We start from the raw sequence: 20446 nt of genomic DNA on the forward strand, positions 1-20446 counted from the left end.
GCAGATTGCCGCGGGAGAACGACATCGCCCCGGCCGAGGCCCCACTGCAGCCTCAGTGGGAAGCTCGACAGCAGAGCCATTGTCGTTATCAAAAGCTGGGGCGTCAGCCCCGGCATTCCCGTTTAGGCCACCAGACCCTTGGTCAGTTCCAGCGCCTGCCGCTCGAACAGCCGCCGATAGATGCCGCCATTGAGCCGGATCAGCGCCTGGTGGTCACCCTCTTCGACGATCTTGCCCTTGTCGAACACCAGCAGCCGGTCGAGCGCCCGCACCGTGGACAGCCGATGGGCGATGACCAGCGTCGTGCGGCCGTCCATCAACCGTTCCATGGCTTGCTGGATCTGCACTTCGCTTTCGCTATCGAGGCTCGACGTCGCCTCGTCGAGGATCAGGATCGGGGCATCAGCCAGGAAGGCGCGGGCGATGGCGACACGCTGCCGCTCGCCGCCCGACAACTTGACGCCGCGTTCGCCGACCATCGTCTCATAGCCCTTCGGAAGGTCCATGATGAAGCCGTGCGCATTGGCCTGTTTTGCCGCCTGCTCGATCTCGCGCCGCGAGGCGTTCGGCCTGGAATAGGCGATATTTTCTGCAAGCGTCCGGTGGAACAGGATCGGCTCCTGTTGCACGATGGCGAGTTGGCCGCGCAGGCTTGATTGTCTAACCTCGGCGATATCCTGCCCGTCTATGCGGATGACGCCCGAGTTCACGTCATAGAGGCGCTGGATGAGCTTGACGAAAGTAGTCTTGCCCGAGCCTGAATGTCCAACCAGCCCCACACGCTCGCCCGGCCTGATGGTAACCGAAAAGTCCTCGTAAAGCGGGTCGGGATGAGCGCCATATTGGAAGGTGACGCGATCGAAGACGATTTCGCCCGCGCCGATCGAAATCGGCTTGGCGTGCGGCTTGTCCTCGATGCCGAGCGGCATCCTGTCGAGCAGCACCAGCTCCTCCATGTCGTTGACGGCACGCTGGAGATTGCGGATGTCCTGGCCGACATTACGCAGATAGCCTTGCAGAACGAAGAACATGGCGAGCACGAATGTGATGTCGCCGGGGCTCGCCAGCCCCTGCCGCCACATGATCAGGCCCGTTCCCAGAATGCCGGCCTGCATGGATACCATCATAAAACCCTGGATCGTGCCGCTCAAAGTTCCGCGCTTCCATGTCCGACGCGTGCGGCTGTCCCATTTTGCCAGCACACGGCGCAAGCGGGCCTCTTCGCGGTTTTCCGCGCCGAAGGCCTTGACCACCGAATTGCAGCTGATCGCATCCGCCAGCGCACCGCCGAGCCTGGTGTCCCAGGCATTTGCAAGCCTTGCCGCCGGCGACACGAAGCCCATGGAAAGCGCCACGGTGACAACGATATAGATCAGCGACCCCGCAGCCACGATCAGGCCCATGACCGGCCAGTAGCTGCCGAGCACGATACTGGCGCCGACCAGCATGACGATGGAAGGCAGCAGGGCGACAAGCAGCAGATCATTGAGCGAGTCGAGCGCCCACATGCCGCGGGTGATCTTGCGCACCGTCGAACCGGCGAAGCTGTTGGCGTGCCAGTCGGTCGAGAACCGCTGCACCTTGTAGAAACCGTTATTGACCACATCCGCCATGATGCGCAGCGTCAGCCGGATGATGCCGTTGAAGATGAACCAGCGCAGTGCCACGCTGATAAAGCCGAGAACGACGACGACAACAAAGGCGCTGAGCGCGCCGTCAGCCGCATTGCCGCCGGCAATGGCATCGACGATCCGGCCGGAAAACACCGGCACCATGACTTCGGCCAGCGTGCTCGAGATTACCAGCACGATGATGATGCCAACCAATGCCGGACGGTGGCTCCAATGATGAAAAACAAAGCCGAGCACGTGACGATAGGCATCGGCGCGGAAATCGAGCTTCTTGCGAGTCATTTTATACAGTCCGGCCCGTATCGGAAACCGGTCCTCAAAATCGAGAGTTCAAAGGCACAGCCCGCGCGGAAGACGAAGTAATGGCGTCAGATCAATCGGGCTATGAAGGAAGAGAAAACCGCATGTCGCGCGCGCTTAAGGCGGGGCGCGAATGGATATGACCTAGCGTCGGGTCATTCCGCACGGGAAGGCTTCGATGATTGCTGATGTCAACAACGCCTCCCTTGTGTTCGATCTGAAGCGGTAGCGTTTTGTAGCGAAGCTATTGGCCATTGCCAAGAGGGAATTTACAACCCTACGGAAAGTGATGCGAAAACGACACAATTTAAGGACTGGGAAAGCTCGTGCATGCCGAGGGTCGCGGGCCGGATCATGTCGAGGCGCAATGCCCGATCCTCAAGATATCGCCCACTCCATGAGTGCGTTCTGGGCATGCAGCAGGAATGCCTTTGCGGGACGGCTTTGACAGGCGCGGTGCGACATCGCGTCGGAGGATCCACGGTGTTTCCAATGTTTCTCTTGGCTATGCAGACGATCGACCGCACTGCAACGGTTATCCCGGTTCCTGACGCGCCAAACCTCCCATTGGCATAAACGGACATTTCAATAGCTGCACGAGCGAGCATTGCCGGGTCTGAATCCGCCCGCACAGGCCGGGTTCCTCGAAGTATCCAGCTGATATTGATAATCTTCCCGGTCCTGCCTTGCGAGCGAGGTGCAGGACGCCGTGAGCGTGGACAAGCCGATGATCGCGCTGGTCGCGAACAAGGCGGGGAATCGGGCCATCTGAGCTTCTCCTGAGGTTGGTCTCGGCAATCTATCATGCCGGCACAAAGAGATGCGAGGACCTGAGAGGGCAATCACGCTCATCTGATAGGAACTGGCTTCGATGATCCGAGGGCCGCTCTTCGCTCCGTGGGAAAATTCGGGGATAATTTGGTCGAACTATTCTGCGATTATGGAAGTAAGTCCGCAGTGTTGGCAAGCGAATGATTCCCGATTTTGTCTTGAATAAATCGCTGATTTTCAGTAGTATTATCCCATAAAAAAGTAATATAAATGGGAGGTTACTATGTCGGAAGCTCGGTTCGAGCCGGTTTTTCTTCATCGTCAGCATTTCGTTGCCGAGATCACATGTCTCGACGAAATCATCGATTTTCTGGATGATTGGCCGCAGGACAAACGAGGCCTGGCATATGACACGCTGCTGAAGGCGTGCAGGGATACCGCCAAGGGGCATTTTCCGCTCAGCGCCGCGCGCGAGAATTTCCGCCGTTTTCTGAAGATGTCGGGCATGCTCGACAACGGCCCCAAATTCGAGAGGATGGGCGATCGAAACGTCGGCAATGCTTGAAGAGCCAGCTCTGTTCTTGACGATCTGAGCCGGCGTGCCGCCACGTCAAAGCGGCGCGTCCGGTCGCGAATCTGCGGTCATAGCCGACCGCGGCAGGCCGCGGACAGCGGCAACAGCTCTCCGTTGATTTCACCGGATCTATGCGCGTCGCCCGATCGCGACACGCTTTAGCCAAGGCTGGCACCCGCCCAATCGCAGCGGAAGACCAGCATGGGCTTCGAAAATCCCTTGATGCGCCGGCGCGTCGCGTCGACGAAGAGGTCGCCGGCGCCAAATTCCCGGAATATATTCTCCGACACGAGGATCTGGTCACTGGCTGCGGCCGCGCAGAGGCGTGCTGCGAGTTGCACGGTGGAGCCGAAGAGGTCGTTGCTGTCCTCGACCGGCTCGCCGCAATCGAGTCCAATGCGAACATGGATCGGCTCGGCCTTGCTGCCGTTGTAATGTTGGAATTCCTGCTGGATAGCCATGGCGCATTCGACGGCTGCGGTCGTCGCCGCGAAGGCCGCCATGATGCCGTCGCCGGTGTGCTTCACCTCGCGGCCGGAATTTTTGCCGAGGCACCGGCGCACGATCGCGTCGTGAGCCCTGACCAGCTCCGTCCCCATGCGGTCGCCGAGGCGCGCCGTCATCTCGGTCGAGCCGACAATATCGGTAAAGAGGATCGCCCGGTGGCCGGCATCCATCTGCGGCGTGGATTGGCCGGGGGCCGGATCGGGGTCATTGATGCGACCGAGAAAAGCCTCGACGGCCGACAGTGCCACCTCGACGACCTCATTGGCGACAAAACCGTGCGCCTCGCGATGCACGCAGTGGACGGTTTCGACATCGGGCGCATCCACCAGGCAGAAGGCCGTCCCGCGCCGCTCGTCGAACCAGTAGGTCAGAAACTTGACGCCGTATCGATCCTGAATGTCGATATCCATGCGATGCGCCTGCGCAACCTCGGCGGCTGACGTTCCTTCGAGAAAGTGCCGGTCCATGAAGATGGGCATCGCGCGTCCTCCCAGATCCGCCGCGTGCAGGAGGTGGCATTGTACGATCTGGAAGCATTCCCGTCCACCTTAGGGACAATCAAAGGCTGATTGTCGCAAGGCGTTGCTTCCGGAAACGCAACGCGTTGCTGCACATTCGAGAGAATACGCATGAATACTGCGGTTTTAATGAGTAGGCGTGGTGGTTCTGTCTGATATTTACCATAATCGGTCGTTTAATGCTGATAGCCAGATTTCCGGAACCCTCTCGAGAAGCTTCAGACGTTTCCCGCTTCAAGCGTCGCCTGCCGGATCCCGCCGGAGAGACATGTCTGTCACGGCCATGGTGCCACGGATCGAAGGCCGCTGCCAACGGCATGCTAATTGCATATTATCGGTTAGCTCGCCGAAATTAGGAAAAGCTGTAGCAAAGTGAGACAGACGGCAAATTTTCGACCGGTCGGCCTGGCCTCTATGGGGCTCGGGCACTATGCCGTTATTAATTCTGTGTGGGATGCCGCGCGCACGCTGCTCCGTGACTGGCCGGTGGATGACGGCGAAGAATATTTCGAAGCGGTCAAAGCCTGCCTGGATGCGATTACCGGCGATCTCCCGCCGGATCATGTGCGCGCCGTCTTCATCAGGGCTGCGCAGGAGGCGGGCATCGCCGTCATAGAAGCCGCCGACTGACCAGCGGCGCGCATCTGTTCCGGTTTTCTCGCCGTTCCACGCAGCTCGTCCCGACGCTTGACTTCTCCAGTCAAAAGTCTAAATTGGAACAAAACAGGAACATTGGAGATGGTCATGACACATACGGAACAGGTGATCGCCAACGCCCTTGCCCTCGTCGAAGCTTCTCGCGCCGCCCGCGAGCGGGATCAGCAGCGCCGCGCCGCCTGGCAGAAAAAGGTCGAACTCAGCCGACCGCTGCCGCCTCTGCCGCGGCCGGTCCAATTGCCGCTGGCGTTGAACTGATGCAGTCGGCAAAGACATCCAAACCCGATGAGCTGCGGCCAGATCCGGCTTGCTCCAATCCGGCTTGGCCTGATCCCGCCTGGGAGGTGGAAGCCGTGCTCGCCTGGCATGACGACGATGCCAAGGCGGCGATCCGCGCATTGCTCGACGACTGCCGACATCTGCGCCGGCAACTGGCGCTGGCGGAAAGCGTGATGAGCCGCGGAATGGCCCGCGGCTGGACGCCGCGATACGAACGCGACGCACTCTGAGACAGGCCCGCGGCGTCGTCTGTTGCGATCGGCGCGGTTATGACCATTGGTCCGCAACCAGGCCAAGGCCGACGGTCGCGAGATAGGTCTCCAGTGTTGAGGCCTCGGCGGAGGCGACGATGGCGCCGATGTAGCCGTCCGGACGCAGGAGCACCCACTCGCCGGGCGCCAGCGCATAGGCGTCGCGGAAATGCCCGTCTTCGTCAACGAGATCGCCGCGCCGGCCGATCCTGTGGATCTGCAGTCCTGGGCGTGGCGGCACGGCTGCTTGCTCCGCCTCATAACCGAGCAGCGTCCAGTGCGGACCCTTGATGAGGTCGAACAGACGCGTCGGTTGGCCGGCTGCGCCGGTGAGCGGCGCGTCCGGCGCGCGGTCGCCGGCAAGCACGCTGCCGCGGCGTTCCGGCTTTTCCAGCGCAAGCGAGGATTGGGGATAGCCGATATCGAGTTGATGGACCTCGCGGCCGCGCCTGATATCGCCGCGCGTCAGAGCGTCGAGCAGTCTGGTCGCCAGACCGAGCATCGCCGCAGCGATCGGGCGACGCTCTTCCTCATAACTGTCGAGCAGCGCATCACAGGCCCCGGCGGCGACCGCCGCCAGTTTCCATCCAAGATTATAGGCATCCTGGACGCTGGTATTGAGGCCCTGGCCGCCGGTCGGCGGATGCGTATGGGCGGCATCGCCGACGAGAAAGACGCGGCCGAGCCGGTAGCGGTCGGCAAGCCGGGCATTCATGTTGAAGGCCGAAGCCCAGGAAACCGCGTGTACCTGAATATCGTTGCGGCCGGTGCGCTCGCTCACCAGCGCCGTCAATCCCGCCGCCGACAGGTCGATCTCACCCTCGAGAGGGATCGGCCCCTGGATCTGGAACAGATCGGTTCCCGCCAGTGGGCAAAGTGCCAGCTGGCGCTGCATGTCGCCTTCGCCGAAGCGATGCCAGGCGTCGCGATCCAACCCGGTCAGGAGGACATCGGCGACGACGGCGCGCACGCCGAGCGTCTTGCCGGGAAAGCCGATATCCAGCACTTGGCGTACGAAGCTTCGGCCGCCATCGGCGCCCACCAGCCATCGCGCACGGATGGTCTCTTCGCCGGATCGGCCCTTGAGCCGCGCCGACACGCCCGTCTCGTCCTGCTCGAAGCCGGTGAGCTCGCATCCGAATTCCGGCCAGTGCCCGAGCTCGACGAGGCGCTCGCGCATCACCCCCTCGGTCCGGAACTGCGGCACCATCAGCGGAAGGTGATAGGGTTCGGCAGGCGTCGGCTCCTGATGCAGCATGGCGTCGGATTCAACGAAGCTTCCATCGTCGCGATATTCCCGCTGCGGGGGATATGCGCCGCCGCGCGCGACGATCCGGTCGAGGATGCCGAGATCCTCGAAGACTTCCTGCGTACGCGGCTGAATGCCCTTGCCGCGCGAACCGCGGAACGGGTCGTCCATTTTCTCGATCAGACGGAAAGATACGCCACGACGGGCCAGCTCGATCGCCAGTGTCAGCCCGGCCGCGCCGGCCCCCGATATCAGCACGTCGGTTGTCGAATTCTGTGTCATCGCGATCTCCATATGTGTATTATGCACATAATAGGAGAATCGATATGACGTCAAGAAAAAACGTGCAAAATACACATATGTCGGAAAAGCTGCGAGAGTTGCACGGATCGCTGATCGAGATCGTCAGTGTCATGAACCGGCCCCAGCGCGACGAGCAGATGGTCCGCGAGGCGGGCATTTCGCTCGATCGCGCCCTGTTTCCGCTGCTGGTGACGGTGGAGCGCCTCGGTCCAATCGGCGTGGTCGAACTCGCCGACCGCGCCGGGCGCGACTACACCACGGTCAGCCGCCAGGTCGCCAAGCTCGAAAGCCTTGATCTCATCGAGCGCCGCGGAAGTGCGGCGGACCGCCGCGTGCGTGAGGCCGTCATCAGCGCGAAAGGCAAGGCGATGACCGACCGCATCGACGCCGCTCGCGAAAAGATCGGCCGTGCAATCTTCGAAAGCTGGGACGAACACGACTTCAATGAACTGGTGCGGCTGATGCGGAAATTTGCTCAGGACATCGGTGGGGATATCGATAAGGACGCCGAGAAACCGCAGGAATTGGGCGGCTGATCGGTATGACTGCCGTTCCTGTTAAACTTTCCACTGAAGCGCAGAGAAGGCGTCGGGCACCCAGCGATATGGTGCAGGATGTCCGCCCGCGCAAGGATGTCCGCCGCGCCCCTAGGAACGGCAAGTTTGGTTCTGACCTGGAAAACGCTAGTCGGCCGGCGTCACACGGGTCCAAAAGGCGTTGAACACGACCGAATCGAAGAAGGCCGAGGCACGGACGATACGGCCGTCGCGCATGTCGAGAAACCAGGCATAGGTGTTTGCGTAGGGTTCTCCGTCACGGGCGATGCCGCGGGCGTCGAAAAAGACGATCACAGTGTCGCCGTCGGCATATACGTTGCGGATCGCCGGCTTCAGCGGCGCCTTCATCCGGGCATTAAACGGGTGGATCACCTCACGCAAGAATGCCTCGCGACTTGGATAGGTCTTCGATGCCAGCGAGTAGCCCTCGATTGTCCAGCGGGCGTCGTCGGCGAGGAGGTCATAAGGGCTGCCTGTGCCGGCCGTCCAGGCTTCGAAGCCAGCCTCGACGGCTGCCTTGTTGCGGCGTTCGGTTTCGGTGAGAGACTGCGCTGCGGCGCGGGCTTCGAGCCCGCCCAGAGCAAGGATGGTGGTTGCGATGCCGAGGATTGCATTGAAGACGCGCCTGGTCAGGGATTGCGGCCGACAGATGGCTGCCGTTGCGGTGTGGGACATGGTTATCTCCAGAGGGTCGAGTAAGTGGGGCGACACCCGCTGGCCGGGTGCAGCTTGCGGGCTCGCCGCCAGAAATCTGCTTAGATCTGGTTTTCCCAAGCTCTCAGCTGATGCTCCTTCAGCATGTCCTCGATAACCTTCGGAACGACATTGCGGAACCTGCCGGTGTCGGCCGGAACGACTTCGATCATCCGGTCGATCATTTCCTTCGGATCCATCTTACCTTCGGGCGTCGCGAAGAAATCGTCGAAGCCCTTTCGCAGATCTGCACGCTTGGTGAAGTTCTTGCTGTCATCCAGCCAGCGGAACGGATTGTCCGCCATCGTCTCATTGTAGCCGGTGTAATAGGCGCCCGGATTGATCGTCTGGACCTTGATGCCATAAGGGGCGAGTTCCTGCTGCAGCGCCTCGGCTATCGATTCCAACGCGTGCTTGGTGGAGACATAGGTGCCCCAGTTGGCCGGGGTGAAGAGGCCGCCCATCGAGGAGGTGAAGACCACCTTGCCCTTCTTGCCTTCGCGCACCCATCTCTGGACGACGCCCTGAGTCAGCACCAGCGGCAGAAAGACGTTGACTTCGTAGTTCTTGCGAACAAGTTCGATCGGGATTTCCCAAACCGGGCCGGCTTCGCCCATACCGGCATTGTTCCAAAGAACGTCGACATCCCATCCCTGCGCCTGTTTGATGTCGTAGGGATCGGTGAGGTCGAGTCGCTCGACACGGATGTTCTTCAGGCCGAGGGCGGCGACCTCCTCACGCAGCGGCGTTACCTGCGAGGAAACCTGCGTGGTCGCGATGATGCTGTGGCCGTTCTTGGCCATGCCGATGGCGGCACCCTTGCCGAAGCCGGAGCCTGCGCCGGTGATCAAAATGGTCTTGGTCATGAGACATTCCTTCTGATGGTTCGGGTTGGTCGAAATCAAGTGTCGCCGCAGCATCACGCGGCGGCTGCAGCCGCTGCCTGCGCTATTTCGAGATCCTGTGGAACCGCTCCGCCGGAAACGCCAACGGCGCCGATCACCGTGCCGTCGCGGGCAAAAAGCGATATGCCGCCGGCAAAGGGAGTCAGGCCGCCGTTGGATAGTTCGAGGCCATGGGCGGGAGCCCCGGGCTTGCAATAATCCCAGACGGCCTCGCTTGTGGTTTGAAACAAGACGGCCGTCCGGGCTTTGCCCATAGCGAGGTCGATCGAGCCGAGCACTGCGCCGTCCATTCGGGTGAACGCCTTGAGATGGGCTCCGGCGTCCAGGACCGCGATATTGACCCGCACACCGATCTCATTGGCCCGCGCCTCACCTGCGGCGATGATCCTGCGAGCTTCGTCAATGGTAAACATCTCCTGTCTCCTCTTTTCGTTCAGGGGCTGGCGCTCCCCGCTCGATGAGACAGATGTATAGGCGGAACCGGTTTTGCAGTATTTTCAGCTCTTGCTGCGCTTTGTGCAAATCTTGCGCTCCGGCGTGCCGGCACGCACGAACGGCGAACTATCTCCGGCAGGCGGAACGCGCTAACCGCGGATGAGCGCGCGGAATTGGCCAGGCGTCAAGCCGGTCATCTTGCGGAAGACACGGGTGAAATTGGCCTGCGAGCCGAAGCCGGTATCGAGCGCAATCTCCGCGAGCGATGACCGTGCGAGCCGCAGCTTTTCCTTGGCCGCCTCGATCCGTCGCTCGGTGACGTAGCGATGCGGCGTCAGCCCAGTAGCCTTTCGAAACATCCTGGCAAAATGAAAGGGGCTGAGGCAAGCCTCCGCAGCAAGGTCATCCAGCGAGATTTCGGCTGCGATGCGGGCTTCAATGAAATCGAAGACGCGTTGCAGCCTTTTTGGGTCGACAGTCGGCGCCCGTGCGGCAGGTTGCCAGCGAACAGACGAATAGGTGCTGAGCAGGTGCGCCGCCAGCGCCGTCTGAATGCCGTCCAGATAGAGGCGATCAGTCGGTTCAAGGCTTCTGTTCAACAAACCTCGAAAGAGTTGACCGAACTGCAGCACCATGGGATCGGGGACGCCTCCCGCATAGGCGAGTTGCACCTTGGCCGGATCGATGTCGAAGTTTGAAAGTGCGCTCTCACCGACCAGCGACGGCGGTAGAAAGATGTGGAGGGACTCGGGCATGGTACCCATGATTTCCACGGCACTCTCATGGACACCCGCCGGACAAACCCAAGCGACACCAGGGCGGGCAATCGCCTCCTGCCTGTGGCCGTCACCCGTCCACCTGATCTTCGACTGCCCCGAGAGCAGGACAGCTATTTCCGTGCATTCGAGTGTAAGGTCGACCTGCCAGCCCGGATCGAAATGTCTGAGCTCGACCTGTAGCGATGAGCAATCAACAAGCCCACCCACTCGCTCGCTGGTCCGATACTTTCTGTCACCTTGCGATTCCACGAAAGACATGTCGCATCCATGCCGCCAATGAAACAAATTCGTATTGTTCAGTCCGGGTAGGCAGATTGCCGCTGCCACGCTGTGAAATCCGCACTCAATGTTGATTTATCGAATGAATGCGTAAAGGACACTGGATTGCTGTCGGAGCACAAGTATTCGATCAGTATTTTTGGCTAAATTTCAGAGAAGCGCAAGACCTTGGCGCCAATCGATATGACACCTCATCTTGCGGTTTCCGTCCCCAGAGTGTCAGGCGTTCCGGTTGGATGTTCGTTCGCCTTGGCGACGCCCGGCAAGAGCAAATCAAGTCGTCTTTCGATGGCCGACCGCATCGATGCCGCACGCGAAAGCATCGGACGCGCGATCTTCGAAAGCTTGGACGAACACGATCTCAATGAATTGGTACGTGCTGACGCGCAAATTCGCAGATGAGATCAGCGGCAAGATAAGCGTCAGCGCCCGTAAGCCGCAGGACGATGGCGACTGACAGGTGGGCGTCGAGAAAAGCGCCTCAAAATACTTTTGCGGCCGTAACTTCGACTTCCACAAGGAATTCGGGGCGGGTGAAGCCACCGACGACGATTAGCGTCGAGGTCGGCTTCGGCTCGAGCGTGTATCGATCCCGGACCTCCATATAGTCGGCGAAGTGCTCGCGCTTCGTCACAAAACCCGAGATGCGGATAATGTCGGAAAAACTCATCTTCGCCTCGCCAAGAATCGCCTTGATCGCCTCGAAGCAAAGTTCTGCCTGCGCGCCGACATCCTCCGGCACCTCCTCCGCGAGGCCAATGCCAAGTTGCCCGGAGGTTACGAGCAACGAGGCGCCCGGTGGGACCAGCAAACCGTGATTGTAATTTCCGAAGGGGCGGCGAACGGAGGAGGGATTGAAGATCCTCTTCATCTAGAACCGCTCCATCGCCGTCTTCACCTTTTCCAGAAACTTGGCTCGAGTTTCCGCGGTGCAATTGTTCATGTCGTAATGCGCAAGAAAGGTGACCGGCCTTAGGGGATTGATCTGTGCCCTCAGCACACGTTTGACAATCTTCTTCGGCGGATTGCCGGCGGCGAAGGCGCGAAACGGCGTGGCGCCGTATGTCAGAACGGCGGCGAGCTTCCTGATATGGCGAAGCCGCGATTCCACCTTGCCGTCGACGAGGTCGAAGGAAACACCCGGGAGCCAGACGCGATCGAAATAGCCCTTCAGGATCGCTGGGAACCCGAAATTCCAGATCGGCGTCACCAGCACCAGGCCCTCGGCCCGCTTCAGCCGCTCGACATAGGGTTTCACCAGATCAGAATTGGCGGGATAGTCGTGATAGCTGAGCCGGTCGCGGCGGGTGAGCACGGGGTCGAATTTCTCGGCATAGAGATCGCAGGCATCAACCGCATGGCCGGCTTTCTCAAGGCTATCCAGCGTCTGTTTGTAAAGCGCCTTGCCGTAACTTTCCTCAACCGGGTGCGAATGAAGGACGAGAACGTTCATCAGGCCTCCATGACGCTCGCAAGTCCGGGAAACAGATAGTTCTTGCCGGCATCGAAATCGAAACTAGGATTCTCCCAGGCAATCATCTTGCCGGGGTTCAGCAGCCCGCGGGGATCGGTCTCGTGCTTGAAGGCGAGCTGCACCTTGTCGGTGCGCTTCATGCCGCCTTCCTCCAGCGTGTAGCGGTGCGGATTGAAGATCGGGCAGCCGTGATCCTGGTGGATCTTGATGATCTCCTCGAGCCGCGCCTCTGTGGTGTAGCGTACCAGCGGCAGGCCGGAGCACTGGATCTGCCCGTCGAACTTGATGAATTCGAGATGACCCGGCACTTCATCACCGAAGATTTCCACCATCTTGGCGACCTTGGCCACATGGTCCGGCCCCGGATACTGCACTTGCAGATAGGTGAAGTTGGGGTCGACCTTGAGAGCACGCAGCGTCGTGTGGTTCCAGGCAAGCTCATAGGCATGCGGAATGCCTTTCATGCTTTCGACCCTGTCGGAGCGGAAGATGACCTCGCCCTTGTGAGCGGCGGCAAAGGCGAGGAAGGCATCCATGGAATGCGGCGCGATCATCAGCACCACCACGGACTGGCCCTTGCTGATATAGGATTTATGCCGGGTGAAATAGTCGTGCGGTATGGGGGCGGCGATCGGTGCGATCTCCTTGACGAGGATGCCGTTGCATTTGGCGAGCGCATCGGAGAAGCGCACGGCAGCCATGAAGTCGTCATAGCCGACGAGAACGTCCACCCAATCATAGGCGGGCGCCAGCGGCATTTCGATCTCGGTAATGATGCCGTTGGTGCCATAGGCATGGCTGACCTTCTGCAGGTCCCAGCCGGTGAGATCGAGCACGCGTGGCTCGGCCTCCATGGTGACGACGCGCAGGCGCAGGATATTGCCGAGGTCGCGCAGGCCGCCCCAGGTGATCGAACCGACGCCGCCGGAGCCGCCGGCAATGAAGCCGCCGACGGTTGCCATCTGCGCCGTGGACGGGTGGAACCGCAGCTCCTGGCCGGAATGGGCCTTGGTCTGCTTGTCGAGCTGGGCGATGATGATGCCAGGCTCGCAGATCACGCGGCCGGGATGGATTTCCTTGATCTTGTCCATGGCCGCCAGATTCAGCACGATGCCGCCGGAAAGCGGCATCGCCTGGCCGTAATTGCCGGTGCCGCCGCCGCGGGGCGTGACCGGCACGCCATGCGCGAAGGCAACCTTCAGCGTCCGGATGACCTCTTCTTGGTTTGTCGGCGTGACGACGAGATCGGCCGTCACGTTGTCGAGCTGCGCCTTCAGTATCGGTGAATACCAGTAGAAATCGCGGCTCTTCTGGCGCACTAGCGCCGGATTGTCTTCAATGGCGATGCCTTCAAGTTCTTTCTTGATCGACTGATAATCCGGCATGTCAGGCTCCAACGACGCTGTCGAGTTCACGGTAGTCCGGCAGGCGGCGGTCGATCACCTTGCCGCGGCGAAGCACGACGCGGTCGGACTGCGGACGGGAAAGAAATTCGCTCCAGCGCCGAGCGCTGAAGAGCACCAGATCGGCCGAGGCGCCGGCGGCGATGCGCCCTTTATCGGGCCGGCCGAGAATCTCGGCAGGTGAGGTGGTGACGACGCGCGCCGCCGTATCCAGCGGATGGTCGAGATGCAGGATGCGGACCGCCTCGCGGAACACCTCCACGGGGTCGAGATCGCCATAGGCATAGAAGGGGTCGCGGGTATTGTCGGAGGCGACCGCGGTTGCCACGCCGGCCGCGGCCAATTCCTTGAACAGGGTAACGCCGCGCCAGCGCGGTGTGCGGCCAGGGTAGCGGTCCTGCAGATACATGTTGCACATCGGCAGCGAAACGACGGCGATACCGGCCTCGGCAACGAGTTCGACTGTGCGCTTTGCCGTCTCTTGGTCGTGACGGGCGAGCGAGCAGCAATGGCCGGCCGTCACCTTGCCGTCGAAACGGTTGCGCAACACGGCTTGCGCGATCGCCTTCAGTGTTTCAGCGGCCCGATCGTCTGTCTCGTCGACATGCAGGTCGACATCAAAGCCATTATCGGCCGCGGCTCTGAACAGCGTATCGAGCTGGCTGTCGAGATCCGGGCTCATCCGTGTGACGCCGCCCATCAGGCCACCCTTGTCGCGAACCACGGCGACGAGCTCGGCGAAATAGGCAGCATCCGCCATATTTTCCATCGGAAAGAGCGCCACCGCCTGCAACGCAATCCTGTCCTTCCAGGCCTCGCGCATCTCGGCAAAGACCTCGAAGGAGATGCGATGCTGTGGCGCCAGCGAATCGAGATGGGTTCGAATGAGGCTTGTGCCATGCGCGTAGGCGCAGCGCAGGGAAAACTCCATGCGCTTCTTCACGTCGCCAGCCGACCAGTTCGCTTCGCGGTCTGCGCGCACGGCCTCCAGCGCTCCCGGAAAGGTGCCGTCCGGATTGGCGTTGCGTGGCCAGATATGACCCTTGTCGAGATGCGTATGCATGTCGGCGAAGCAAGGCCAGACCATGCTCTCCTTCAGGTCGGACTTCGCCAGTTCCACGGGCGCTTCGCCGGGCGGCAGTACATCGGCAATGATGCCGTCGGCGATGACGATATCAGCCCTGACGAGCCCCTCGACAATAGGCGCCTCATAACCGGTGACGGCGGCGCTAGGCAGGGTCGCATTGCTCAGCACGAAGCGGCCGGAATTGGGCGGTGAAATGAAGGAATAGGTCATCAGTTTTCCCGTTTCAGGCTACTCTCGTGCCAGCGGTGCAGGGCAAGCCACGATATGAACGAGGTGACGGCGAAGATCGCCACACCGAGCAGCGAGAGCATCAGCAGGGCTGCAAAGAGTCGTGGAATGTTGAGCCGGTATTGCGCTTCGAGAAGCCGGAAGGCGAGGCCTGAGCCCGCACCCGCCGAGCCTGCGGCAAATTCCGCGACGACGGCAGCAATCAGTGCAAGGCCGCCGCCGATCCTGAGGCCGGTCATGAAATAGGGCTGGGCAGCCGGGAGCTTGAGAAAGAGCAGCGTCTGCCAGCGCGAGGCGCCGTAGAGCTCGAACAGATTGATGAGATTGTGATCGACGCTTTTCAGGCCCTGAACCATATTCGAAAGAATCGGGAAAAAGGCGACGAGGAAGGCGCAGATCAGAAGCGCCACCTGCGTTGACGGCGCGTAGATCAGGATCAGCGGCGAAATCGCGACGATCGGCGTGACCTGAAGGATGACGGCGAGCGGATAGAAGGCGAGTTCGATCCAACGCGACTGCACCAGGAAAATCGCGAAGCCGACGCCACCGACCAGCGCCAGCATCAACGATATCAGCGTGATTTTGGTGGTGACCCAGAGGGCAGGGGCAAGCGTACCCCAATCCGTGACGAAAGTGCTGGCGACGGCCGCCGGACCGGGCAGGATATAGGGCGGCACGCCCGACAGTCTGACATAGGCATACCAGACCAGGACCAGGCACGCGATAACCAGCAAGGGCGTCAGGACGCGCAGCGCCAGTTCGCGGCGCCGGGCGCTTGCAGTCGTTTGGACAAGCAGCGGCGCCGCGGATTTTTCGTCACTCATCGACGATCCTCCGCGGCGTTGATCGCTCCGATGAGCGAATGCGAGACCGTCTCGCAGGCTTTGCGGTATTCTTCCGAAGTGCGAAAATGGGCGTCGCGTGCCAGACTGGTCATCAGCGGCAGATCGGCATGTACACGCCCCGGCCTTGCCTTCATCACGACGATGCGGTTGGAGAGATAGGCGGATTCGAAGACCGAATGGGTGACGAAGATGACGGTGATGCCGGTCGTATTCCACAGCCTGAGCACGTCATCGTTCAACTTCTGGCGGGTGATCTCGTCGAGAGCCGCGAAGGGCTCGTCCATCAGTAGCAGCTTCGGCTTCGTCACCAGAGCCCGGGCAATCGAGACACGCATCTTCATGCCGCCGGACAGTTCGCGCGGATAGGCCTTGGCGAAATCCTCTAGGCCGACCGTGGTCAGCGCTTCCACGATCTGATCATGTGCCGCCCTCTTGGAGATATGTCGAAGCTTCAGCGGCAGATGAACATTGTCGAACACGGTCTTCCAGGGCATGAGGGTCGGCTCCTGAAAGACGAAACCGATATCCCCCTCCGGAAGACCCTTGGAGTTGATCCGAGAACTCGGCCAGTCGATCGCGCCCGACGTGACATCGCCGAGCCCGGCGATGATCCGCAGCGCCGTCGACTTGCCGCATCCGGATGGGCCGAGCAGGCTGATGAACTCGCCGCTCTCCACTATGAGCGACATCTCCGAAAGGGCAACGGTTCCGCTGGAGAATGCTTTTGAAACAGCTTGCATGACGACCAGCGGCCGCTTGCGCAACTCTTTCGGGGATAGGGCCTGAGCTTCTGCTGGGGGCATTGGCTGTCTCGTTCATCAGGGAATGGAATCCGCCGTGTGAGGCGGATCTCCGACGGAGTCTTCGGCTTACTTCTTCATCGCCATTCCGGTGCCTTTGCAGACGAATTTCGTCGTGAAGGCCTTGGTGTAATCCGTCTCCGGCTTGAACACCTTGATCGCTACCATTTCGTCGAAGAAGGCCTTGTAATGCGCCTCGGTCAGGCAGCCGATGCCTTTGTCGAGGCTGTCGCCGGATTCGATGATGCCGTACTCCTTCATCTTGGCGATGGAATAGGCGATTTGACCATCCGTCATTTCAGGATTGTCCTTCTTGATCAGCTCGTTGGCCTTGGTGTTGTCACCGTAGAGATAGTGGTACCAGCCTTCGATCGAGGCATCGACGAAGCGTTGGACGACATCGGGCTTGCTGTCGATCATCGCCTGCGTGGTGGTGATCATCGTCGAATAGGGGGAGTAGCCGTTGTCGGCGAGCAGGAAGACTTTCGGCTCGAAGCCGGCCTGCTTCTGAATCTCGTAGGGTTCCGAGGTGAGATAACCTTGCTGCGCCGAATCTTTGTCGGCAAGGAACGGCGCCGGGCTGAAATTATAGGGCTTGTACTGTTCGTCCCTGAAGCCTTTGAAATTCGCCTTCATCCATTCGAAATAGGTGAGATAGCCGTCCTTGCCGAGAAACAGCGTCTTGAGCTTGGCGAGATCTTCGAATTTCTCGATGCCGGCATCGGGATGTGCGATCAGCACCTGCGGATCCTTCTGGAAGATCGCCGCGACGTCGACGAGCGGAATGCCCTGCTCGACGGCCGAAATCTCGCCCTGCGGCCCGCCCATGTAGAAATCGATCTTGCCGGAGATCAGCAGCGCGCTGTTGGCCGCATTCGGACCGCCCTGGACGATGGTGACGTCGAGGCCATGCTTGGCATAAGTGCCGTCGGCGACCGCCTGGTAGAAGCCGCCATGCTCGGCCTGCGCCAGCCAGTTGGTGCCATAGGTGACCTTGTCGGCCGCCTGAGCGGACGCGATGGAGGCAATCATGCCGCCAAGCCCGGCCAATGCGGAAAAGACCCTGTTCTTCTTTGTCATGGGCATGATCAACGTTCCCCTTCTGAGTTCGCGGCCGTCGCGGCGACGTCCGATTTTCTTCATAGGAGCCGTTGCTTTGCTCTTTGAAAAGCATCAAATTTCGTGCGCAATGATGCCTTTTCGGCATCTCATTGAAAGCCCGTGCCTATTTTGCGCTGCGTGCCTGATATTCATGCAACGAGGTTCTGATGCTGCATTCCAGAAAGCTTCTCTATATCAACGAGATCGCGCGTTCGGGCTCGATCCGCAAGGCGGCGGCACGACTGAACGTGGCGTCTTCGGCGATCAACCGGCAGATTTTGGCCTTGGAGGAGGAAATGGGCGCGCCGCTCTTCGAGCGCTTGCCGCGCGGGCTGCGGCTGACCGCCGCCGGCGAGCTCTGCATCGAACATATCCGCGAGGTGCTGAAGAACTACGAGCGGCTGGAGGGGCGTATCCGCAGCCTTAAGATGCAGCAGGCGGGCAAGGTTCGGCTGGTGACGACCGTCGGCCTTGCGGCAGGGCCGCTGCCGGAAATAATCGCCCGCTTCCAGTCGGAACATCCGCGCGTCTTCATGCAATTGCGGAACGACGCCGGCACGATGACCGTCAACCCGGTACTTTCAGGTGAGGTGGATATTGGCCTCGGCTTCAATATTCCGGCAACGCCCGGCATCCGCACGCTCGGCAATTTCGACATTCCGATCGGCGTGGTTCTGCCGCCCGGTCACCATCTGATCGGTCCCGGCCCGATCAACCTGGCCGATATCGTCCAGGAGCGCCTGGTGCTGGCGCAGCAAGGGACCAGCCTGCGCGACGTGATCAATCTGGCTTTGGCGCGCCTCGACGTGCATGTCGAACCGGTGCTCGAAACCAATGCCTCGGAGATGCTGAAAAAGCTGGTCAAGTCGGGGGCGGGGCTAACGATCCTGAACCCGCTCGACGTCATCACCGAATGCCGGCAGGGCGAACTGGTCTTCCGGCCGATCGCGGAGCCACATGCGCGCCACCAGCCGATGAAGCTTTTTGCCCGCGCCCGCGCGCCGCTCGACTCCGCCACCAGCCTGTTCGTCGAATATCTCCTGGCCGAGTTGGCCGGACTGGTGCAGGAACTGCAGGCCAAAGGGCACATCGCGGCGGATACTTCCGTCGCGATCTGAGCCGCAGTTCGGCAGGCCCTACTTGGAATAAAGACTGGAAAGCGGATAGCGCTTTAGGTCGCAGAGCAGTTCGATGAAGCCCTTGACCTGATGGCGGCAGATCGCTTCGCCCTTTTCGGCCGTCCCGCGCGACGCGTCGCCGACGACCCCGTTGGGATTGAGATCGTGGGCGATCCAGGCGAGCGAATGCGGCGGCAGCGGCTGAATGTAATTCGATTGCTCCCGCATCCATGCCGCCTTGGATTTGAAATTCTGCGCCTTCTCCATCCGTACCAGGTCAGGCCGGAAATGCAGCATCAGCGACGTTTCCACCTCGCCGCCATGGATGCCGTATTTCAGCTCATGCTCGCTGATCATGCCCCCGGGGTGACCGAAGCGCCCCCATTGCGTGGAGATGACGGCCATCGCGTAGCGCACGCGCAGCTCTCGCGCCACGATGCTCATGATATCGACATTGCCGCCATGCGAATTGATGATCACCATCTTGCGGATGCCGGCTTCGGCAACCTTTGCGCCAATCGCGGTCCAGACCGGAATGAGCAGTTCGGCGCCGAGCGACAAGGTACCCGGACCGTAGATATGTTCATTGGCCTTACCGATTTCCTGCGTCGGCAGCACCAGACAATCGAGATCGACGGGTTTCTGCTTGCGTAATTCGGCGAGCATGCCTTCGGCGATTGCCACATCGGTCGCGATCGGCAGATGCGGCCCATGCTGTTCCGTCGAGGCGATCGGCAGGATGGCGATCGTGGTGTCGGGAGACAGTCCGGTGAAGTCATCGCTGACCAACTCGTTCCAGTAAAATGGCACTGTCATTGCCGTTCGCCTCTCCTTGCCGTTCGAGACAGTGAGTAGGGAATAAAGCTACCTGCGAAAAGCATCAATTTGCGGTCGCACCGATGCCTTTTTGCGGATGATGGAGCAACGGCCCCGTCGAACGCGGCTCTTTGCCGTAATGTCTCCGCGCATGTCTTGCCGAAACCATTGCGCAAGTGCGTCCGCAATGGTTTTCTACGGCCTCTGCAATCGCAACGCTTTCCGGTGATTCACGATGTTCGATATCCTGTGGCGCGGTCTGGTGATCGGCGCCGGCGCAACCATCCTCATGGACCTCTGGGCGATTGTGCTCACGAAGGTCTTCGGCCAGACGCCGCCGAACTGGGCGCCGGTCGGCCGCTGGTTCTGGCATCTTGGTCGCGGCAAGGTCTTTCATGAGAACATCGCCGATGCAGCGCCTTATGCGAATGAGCTCGCTCTCGGCTGGATCAGCCACTATGCCGTCGGCATTCTCTATGGCGTGATCTTTGCGATCATCATGGGGCAGGAGTGGTTGGCCGCACCGACATTTCTCCCCGCCTGGATATTCGGCATCGTAACCGTCGGGGCAGGGTGGTTCCTGCTGCAGCCCGGCCTCGGCCTCGGCTGGGCCGCTTCCAGGCATCCGAAGCCGATGAAGGTCCGATGCTTCAATCTGCTGGCGCATACGGTGTTTGCGCTGGGACTTTACGGGACGGCGTTGATCATTCGCTGAGCCAAAAAGCCATCCCCAACCCCTCCCCACAAGGGGAGGGACTAAGCTGTGGCGTCCGACGGCGACCCAAAAGCAGAGGTCTTGCTGGCTGTCGCCGTTCGACGAATTGACCCGATAGAGTTTAGGTGAAGCGGTGCGGCATCTTAGCCCCTCCCCCTTGTGGGGAGGGTT

General features: G+C 60.7%; 23 protein-coding genes and 1 pseudogene. 8 read left to right on the top strand and 16 right to left on the bottom strand.

Going from position 1 to position 20446, the window contains the following annotated elements; translation table 11 throughout:
• Positions 1 to 122: 122 nt before the first annotated feature.
• The gene (locus RHE_RS10390; RefSeq protein ID WP_011425296.1) at positions 123 to 1913 is read right to left on the bottom strand and encodes an ABC transporter ATP-binding protein; all 1791 of its coding nucleotides are present in this window, start codon (positions 1911 to 1913) and stop codon (positions 123 to 125) included.
• Positions 1914 to 2309: 396 nt separating this feature from the next.
• A pseudogene (locus RHE_RS34320) lies at positions 2310 to 2408 on the bottom strand (ornithine carbamoyltransferase); the annotation flags it as partial.
• Between the two features lie 577 nt (positions 2409 to 2985).
• On the opposite strand from RHE_RS34320, the gene RHE_RS10400 reads away from it, so the two are divergent.
• On the top strand, positions 2986 to 3267 hold the full coding sequence (locus RHE_RS10400) for a DUF982 domain-containing protein (RefSeq protein ID WP_011425298.1): 282 nt from the start codon (positions 2986 to 2988) through the stop codon (positions 3265 to 3267).
• A gap of 167 nt (positions 3268 to 3434) precedes the next feature.
• On the opposite strand, the gene RHE_RS10405 is transcribed toward RHE_RS10400, so the two are convergent.
• Positions 3435 to 4262 (bottom strand): nickel-binding protein, encoded by an 828-nt coding sequence (locus RHE_RS10405; RefSeq protein ID WP_011425299.1) that lies wholly within the window; start codon positions 4260 to 4262, stop codon positions 3435 to 3437.
• Between the two features lie 411 nt (positions 4263 to 4673).
• Here RHE_RS10405 and RHE_RS10410 point away from each other — a divergent pair, with 411 nt between their 5' ends.
• The 3 genes from RHE_RS10410 (at position 4674) to RHE_RS10415 (ending at position 5467) form a co-directional block, all read left to right on the top strand.
• Positions 4674 to 4931, top strand: coding sequence for a DUF982 domain-containing protein (locus RHE_RS10410; RefSeq protein WP_011425300.1), 258 nt, complete (start codon positions 4674 to 4676; stop codon positions 4929 to 4931).
• Between the two features lie 114 nt (positions 4932 to 5045).
• Positions 5046 to 5216: a hypothetical protein gene (locus RHE_RS33225; RefSeq protein ID WP_164517744.1), complete on the top strand. Its 171-nt coding sequence runs from the start codon at positions 5046 to 5048 to the stop codon at positions 5214 to 5216.
• Positions 5216 to 5467: a hypothetical protein gene (locus RHE_RS10415; protein ID WP_020921233.1), complete on the top strand. Its 252-nt coding sequence runs from the start codon at positions 5216 to 5218 to the stop codon at positions 5465 to 5467. Before RHE_RS33225 ends, RHE_RS10415 begins: the two co-directional genes overlap by 1 nt.
• Positions 5468 to 5504: 37 nt before the next feature.
• On the opposite strand, the gene RHE_RS10420 is transcribed toward RHE_RS10415, so the two are convergent.
• The gene (locus RHE_RS10420; RefSeq protein ID WP_011425302.1) at positions 5505 to 7019 is read right to left on the bottom strand and encodes an FAD-dependent oxidoreductase; all 1515 of its coding nucleotides are present in this window, start codon (positions 7017 to 7019) and stop codon (positions 5505 to 5507) included.
• 44 nt (positions 7020 to 7063) lie between these two features.
• On the opposite strand from RHE_RS10420, the gene RHE_RS10425 reads away from it, so the two are divergent.
• Positions 7064 to 7576, top strand: coding sequence for a MarR family winged helix-turn-helix transcriptional regulator (locus RHE_RS10425; protein WP_011425303.1), 513 nt, complete (start codon positions 7064 to 7066; stop codon positions 7574 to 7576).
• A gap of 147 nt (positions 7577 to 7723) precedes the next feature.
• Here RHE_RS10425 and RHE_RS10430 read toward each other — a convergent pair whose 3' ends face one another.
• The 4 genes from RHE_RS10430 to RHE_RS10445 all read right to left on the bottom strand — a co-directional run bounded on the left by RHE_RS10430 (position 7724) and on the right by RHE_RS10445 (position 10667).
• Positions 7724 to 8272, bottom strand: a complete 549-nt coding sequence (locus RHE_RS10430) for a nuclear transport factor 2 family protein (protein ID WP_011425304.1) — start codon at positions 8270 to 8272, stop codon at positions 7724 to 7726.
• Between the two features lie 80 nt (positions 8273 to 8352).
• Positions 8353 to 9156 (bottom strand): SDR family oxidoreductase, encoded by an 804-nt coding sequence (locus RHE_RS10435; protein ID WP_011425305.1) that lies wholly within the window; start codon positions 9154 to 9156, stop codon positions 8353 to 8355.
• 53 nt (positions 9157 to 9209) lie between these two features.
• Complete coding sequence (locus tag RHE_RS10440; RefSeq protein WP_011425306.1) at positions 9210 to 9608, bottom strand: GlcG/HbpS family heme-binding protein; 399 nt, start codon at positions 9606 to 9608, stop codon at positions 9210 to 9212.
• Between the two features lie 171 nt (positions 9609 to 9779).
• A complete protein-coding gene (locus RHE_RS10445; protein ID WP_011425307.1) occupies positions 9780 to 10667 on the bottom strand; it encodes an AraC family transcriptional regulator in 888 nt (295 codons plus the stop codon).
• A 270-nt stretch (positions 10668 to 10937) separates the two neighbouring features.
• On the opposite strand from RHE_RS10445, the gene RHE_RS33565 reads away from it, so the two are divergent.
• A complete protein-coding gene (locus RHE_RS33565) occupies positions 10938 to 11090 on the top strand; it encodes a hypothetical protein (protein WP_406867026.1) in 153 nt (50 codons plus the stop codon).
• Positions 11091 to 11169: 79 nt separating this feature from the next.
• Here the strand turns inward: RHE_RS33565 and RHE_RS10450 are convergent, their stop codons facing one another.
• The 7 genes from RHE_RS10450 to RHE_RS10480 form a co-directional block, all read right to left on the bottom strand.
• Positions 11170 to 11559, bottom strand: coding sequence for a RidA family protein (locus RHE_RS10450; protein ID WP_011425308.1), 390 nt, complete (start codon positions 11557 to 11559; stop codon positions 11170 to 11172).
• Positions 11560 to 12141 carry an NAD(P)H-dependent oxidoreductase gene (locus RHE_RS10455; RefSeq protein WP_011425309.1) on the bottom strand — a complete coding sequence of 194 codons (582 nt, stop codon included), beginning with the start codon at positions 12139 to 12141 and terminating at the stop codon, positions 11560 to 11562. It lies immediately after the preceding gene.
• Entirely contained in the window at positions 12141 to 13547 is a 1407-nt protein-coding gene (locus RHE_RS10460; RefSeq protein WP_011425310.1) for an FAD-binding oxidoreductase, read from the bottom strand. Before RHE_RS10460 ends, RHE_RS10455 begins: the two co-directional genes overlap by 1 nt.
• 1 nt (position 13548) lies before the next feature.
• Positions 13549 to 14862 carry a cytosine deaminase gene (locus tag RHE_RS10465; protein ID WP_011425311.1) on the bottom strand — a complete coding sequence of 438 codons (1314 nt, stop codon included), beginning with the start codon at positions 14860 to 14862 and terminating at the stop codon, positions 13549 to 13551.
• Complete coding sequence (locus RHE_RS10470; RefSeq protein WP_011425312.1) at positions 14862 to 15704, bottom strand: ABC transporter permease; 843 nt, start codon at positions 15702 to 15704, stop codon at positions 14862 to 14864. Before RHE_RS10470 ends, RHE_RS10465 begins: the two co-directional genes overlap by 1 nt.
• Positions 15701 to 16528 carry an ABC transporter ATP-binding protein gene (locus RHE_RS10475; protein WP_011425313.1) on the bottom strand — a complete coding sequence of 276 codons (828 nt, stop codon included), beginning with the start codon at positions 16526 to 16528 and terminating at the stop codon, positions 15701 to 15703. The genes RHE_RS10470 and RHE_RS10475 overlap by 4 nt, the downstream gene beginning before the upstream one ends.
• Before the next feature lie 66 nt (positions 16529 to 16594).
• Positions 16595 to 17611: an ABC transporter substrate-binding protein gene (locus tag RHE_RS10480; RefSeq protein ID WP_011425314.1), complete on the bottom strand. Its 1017-nt coding sequence runs from the start codon at positions 17609 to 17611 to the stop codon at positions 16595 to 16597.
• A 182-nt stretch (positions 17612 to 17793) separates the two neighbouring features.
• Here RHE_RS10480 and RHE_RS10485 point away from each other — a divergent pair, with 182 nt between their 5' ends.
• The gene (locus RHE_RS10485) at positions 17794 to 18744 is read left to right on the top strand and encodes a LysR family transcriptional regulator (RefSeq protein WP_011425315.1); all 951 of its coding nucleotides are present in this window, start codon (positions 17794 to 17796) and stop codon (positions 18742 to 18744) included.
• Between the two features lie 18 nt (positions 18745 to 18762).
• Here the strand turns inward: RHE_RS10485 and RHE_RS10490 are convergent, their stop codons facing one another.
• Positions 18763 to 19560: a creatininase family protein gene (locus RHE_RS10490; protein ID WP_011425316.1), complete on the bottom strand. Its 798-nt coding sequence runs from the start codon at positions 19558 to 19560 to the stop codon at positions 18763 to 18765.
• A gap of 235 nt (positions 19561 to 19795) precedes the next feature.
• Here RHE_RS10490 and RHE_RS10495 point away from each other — a divergent pair, with 235 nt between their 5' ends.
• A complete protein-coding gene (locus RHE_RS10495; protein WP_011425317.1) occupies positions 19796 to 20275 on the top strand; it encodes a DUF2938 domain-containing protein in 480 nt (159 codons plus the stop codon).
• Positions 20276 to 20446: the final 171 nt, after the last annotated feature.

It is taken from the genome of Rhizobium etli CFN 42, from assembly GCF_000092045.1.
Classification (GTDB): domain Bacteria; phylum Pseudomonadota; class Alphaproteobacteria; order Rhizobiales; family Rhizobiaceae; genus Rhizobium; species Rhizobium etli.

Excerpts from the sequence above, each read along its gene's own strand:
- RHE_RS10450 (WP_011425308.1), bottom strand. The coding sequence starts at position 11,559 with ATGAAGAGGATCTTCAATCCCTCCTCCGTTCGCCGCCCCTTCGGAAAT.
- RHE_RS33225 (WP_164517744.1), top strand. The coding sequence starts at position 5,046 with ATGACACATACGGAACAGGTGATCGCCAACGCCCTTGCCCTCGTCGAA.
- RHE_RS10420 (WP_011425302.1), bottom strand. The coding sequence starts at position 7,019 with ATGACACAGAATTCGACAACCGACGTGCTGATATCGGGGGCCGGCGCG.
- RHE_RS10400 (WP_011425298.1), top strand. The coding sequence starts at position 2,986 with ATGTCGGAAGCTCGGTTCGAGCCGGTTTTTCTTCATCGTCAGCATTTC.
- RHE_RS10475 (WP_011425313.1), bottom strand. The coding sequence starts at position 16,528 with ATGCCCCCAGCAGAAGCTCAGGCCCTATCCCCGAAAGAGTTGCGCAAG.
- RHE_RS10440 (WP_011425306.1), bottom strand. The coding sequence starts at position 9,608 with ATGTTTACCATTGACGAAGCTCGCAGGATCATCGCCGCAGGTGAGGCG.
- RHE_RS10460 (WP_011425310.1), bottom strand. The coding sequence starts at position 13,547 with ATGCCGGATTATCAGTCGATCAAGAAAGAACTTGAAGGCATCGCCATT.
- RHE_RS10495 (WP_011425317.1), top strand. The coding sequence starts at position 19,796 with ATGTTCGATATCCTGTGGCGCGGTCTGGTGATCGGCGCCGGCGCAACC.
- RHE_RS10415 (WP_020921233.1), top strand. The coding sequence starts at position 5,216 with ATGCAGTCGGCAAAGACATCCAAACCCGATGAGCTGCGGCCAGATCCG.
- RHE_RS10455 (WP_011425309.1), bottom strand. The coding sequence starts at position 12,141 with ATGAACGTTCTCGTCCTTCATTCGCACCCGGTTGAGGAAAGTTACGGC.
- RHE_RS10445 (WP_011425307.1), bottom strand. The coding sequence starts at position 10,667 with ATGTCTTTCGTGGAATCGCAAGGTGACAGAAAGTATCGGACCAGCGAG.
- RHE_RS10480 (WP_011425314.1), bottom strand. The coding sequence starts at position 17,611 with ATGCCCATGACAAAGAAGAACAGGGTCTTTTCCGCATTGGCCGGGCTT.
- RHE_RS10470 (WP_011425312.1), bottom strand. The coding sequence starts at position 15,704 with ATGAGTGACGAAAAATCCGCGGCGCCGCTGCTTGTCCAAACGACTGCA.
- RHE_RS10405 (WP_011425299.1), bottom strand. The coding sequence starts at position 4,262 with ATGCCCATCTTCATGGACCGGCACTTTCTCGAAGGAACGTCAGCCGCC.
- RHE_RS10435 (WP_011425305.1), bottom strand. The coding sequence starts at position 9,156 with ATGACCAAGACCATTTTGATCACCGGCGCAGGCTCCGGCTTCGGCAAG.
- RHE_RS10465 (WP_011425311.1), bottom strand. The coding sequence starts at position 14,862 with ATGACCTATTCCTTCATTTCACCGCCCAATTCCGGCCGCTTCGTGCTG.
- RHE_RS10425 (WP_011425303.1), top strand. The coding sequence starts at position 7,064 with ATGACGTCAAGAAAAAACGTGCAAAATACACATATGTCGGAAAAGCTG.
- RHE_RS10485 (WP_011425315.1), top strand. The coding sequence starts at position 17,794 with ATGCTGCATTCCAGAAAGCTTCTCTATATCAACGAGATCGCGCGTTCG.
- RHE_RS10490 (WP_011425316.1), bottom strand. The coding sequence starts at position 19,560 with ATGACAGTGCCATTTTACTGGAACGAGTTGGTCAGCGATGACTTCACC.
- RHE_RS10390 (WP_011425296.1), bottom strand. The coding sequence starts at position 1,913 with ATGACTCGCAAGAAGCTCGATTTCCGCGCCGATGCCTATCGTCACGTG.
- RHE_RS10430 (WP_011425304.1), bottom strand. The coding sequence starts at position 8,272 with ATGTCCCACACCGCAACGGCAGCCATCTGTCGGCCGCAATCCCTGACC.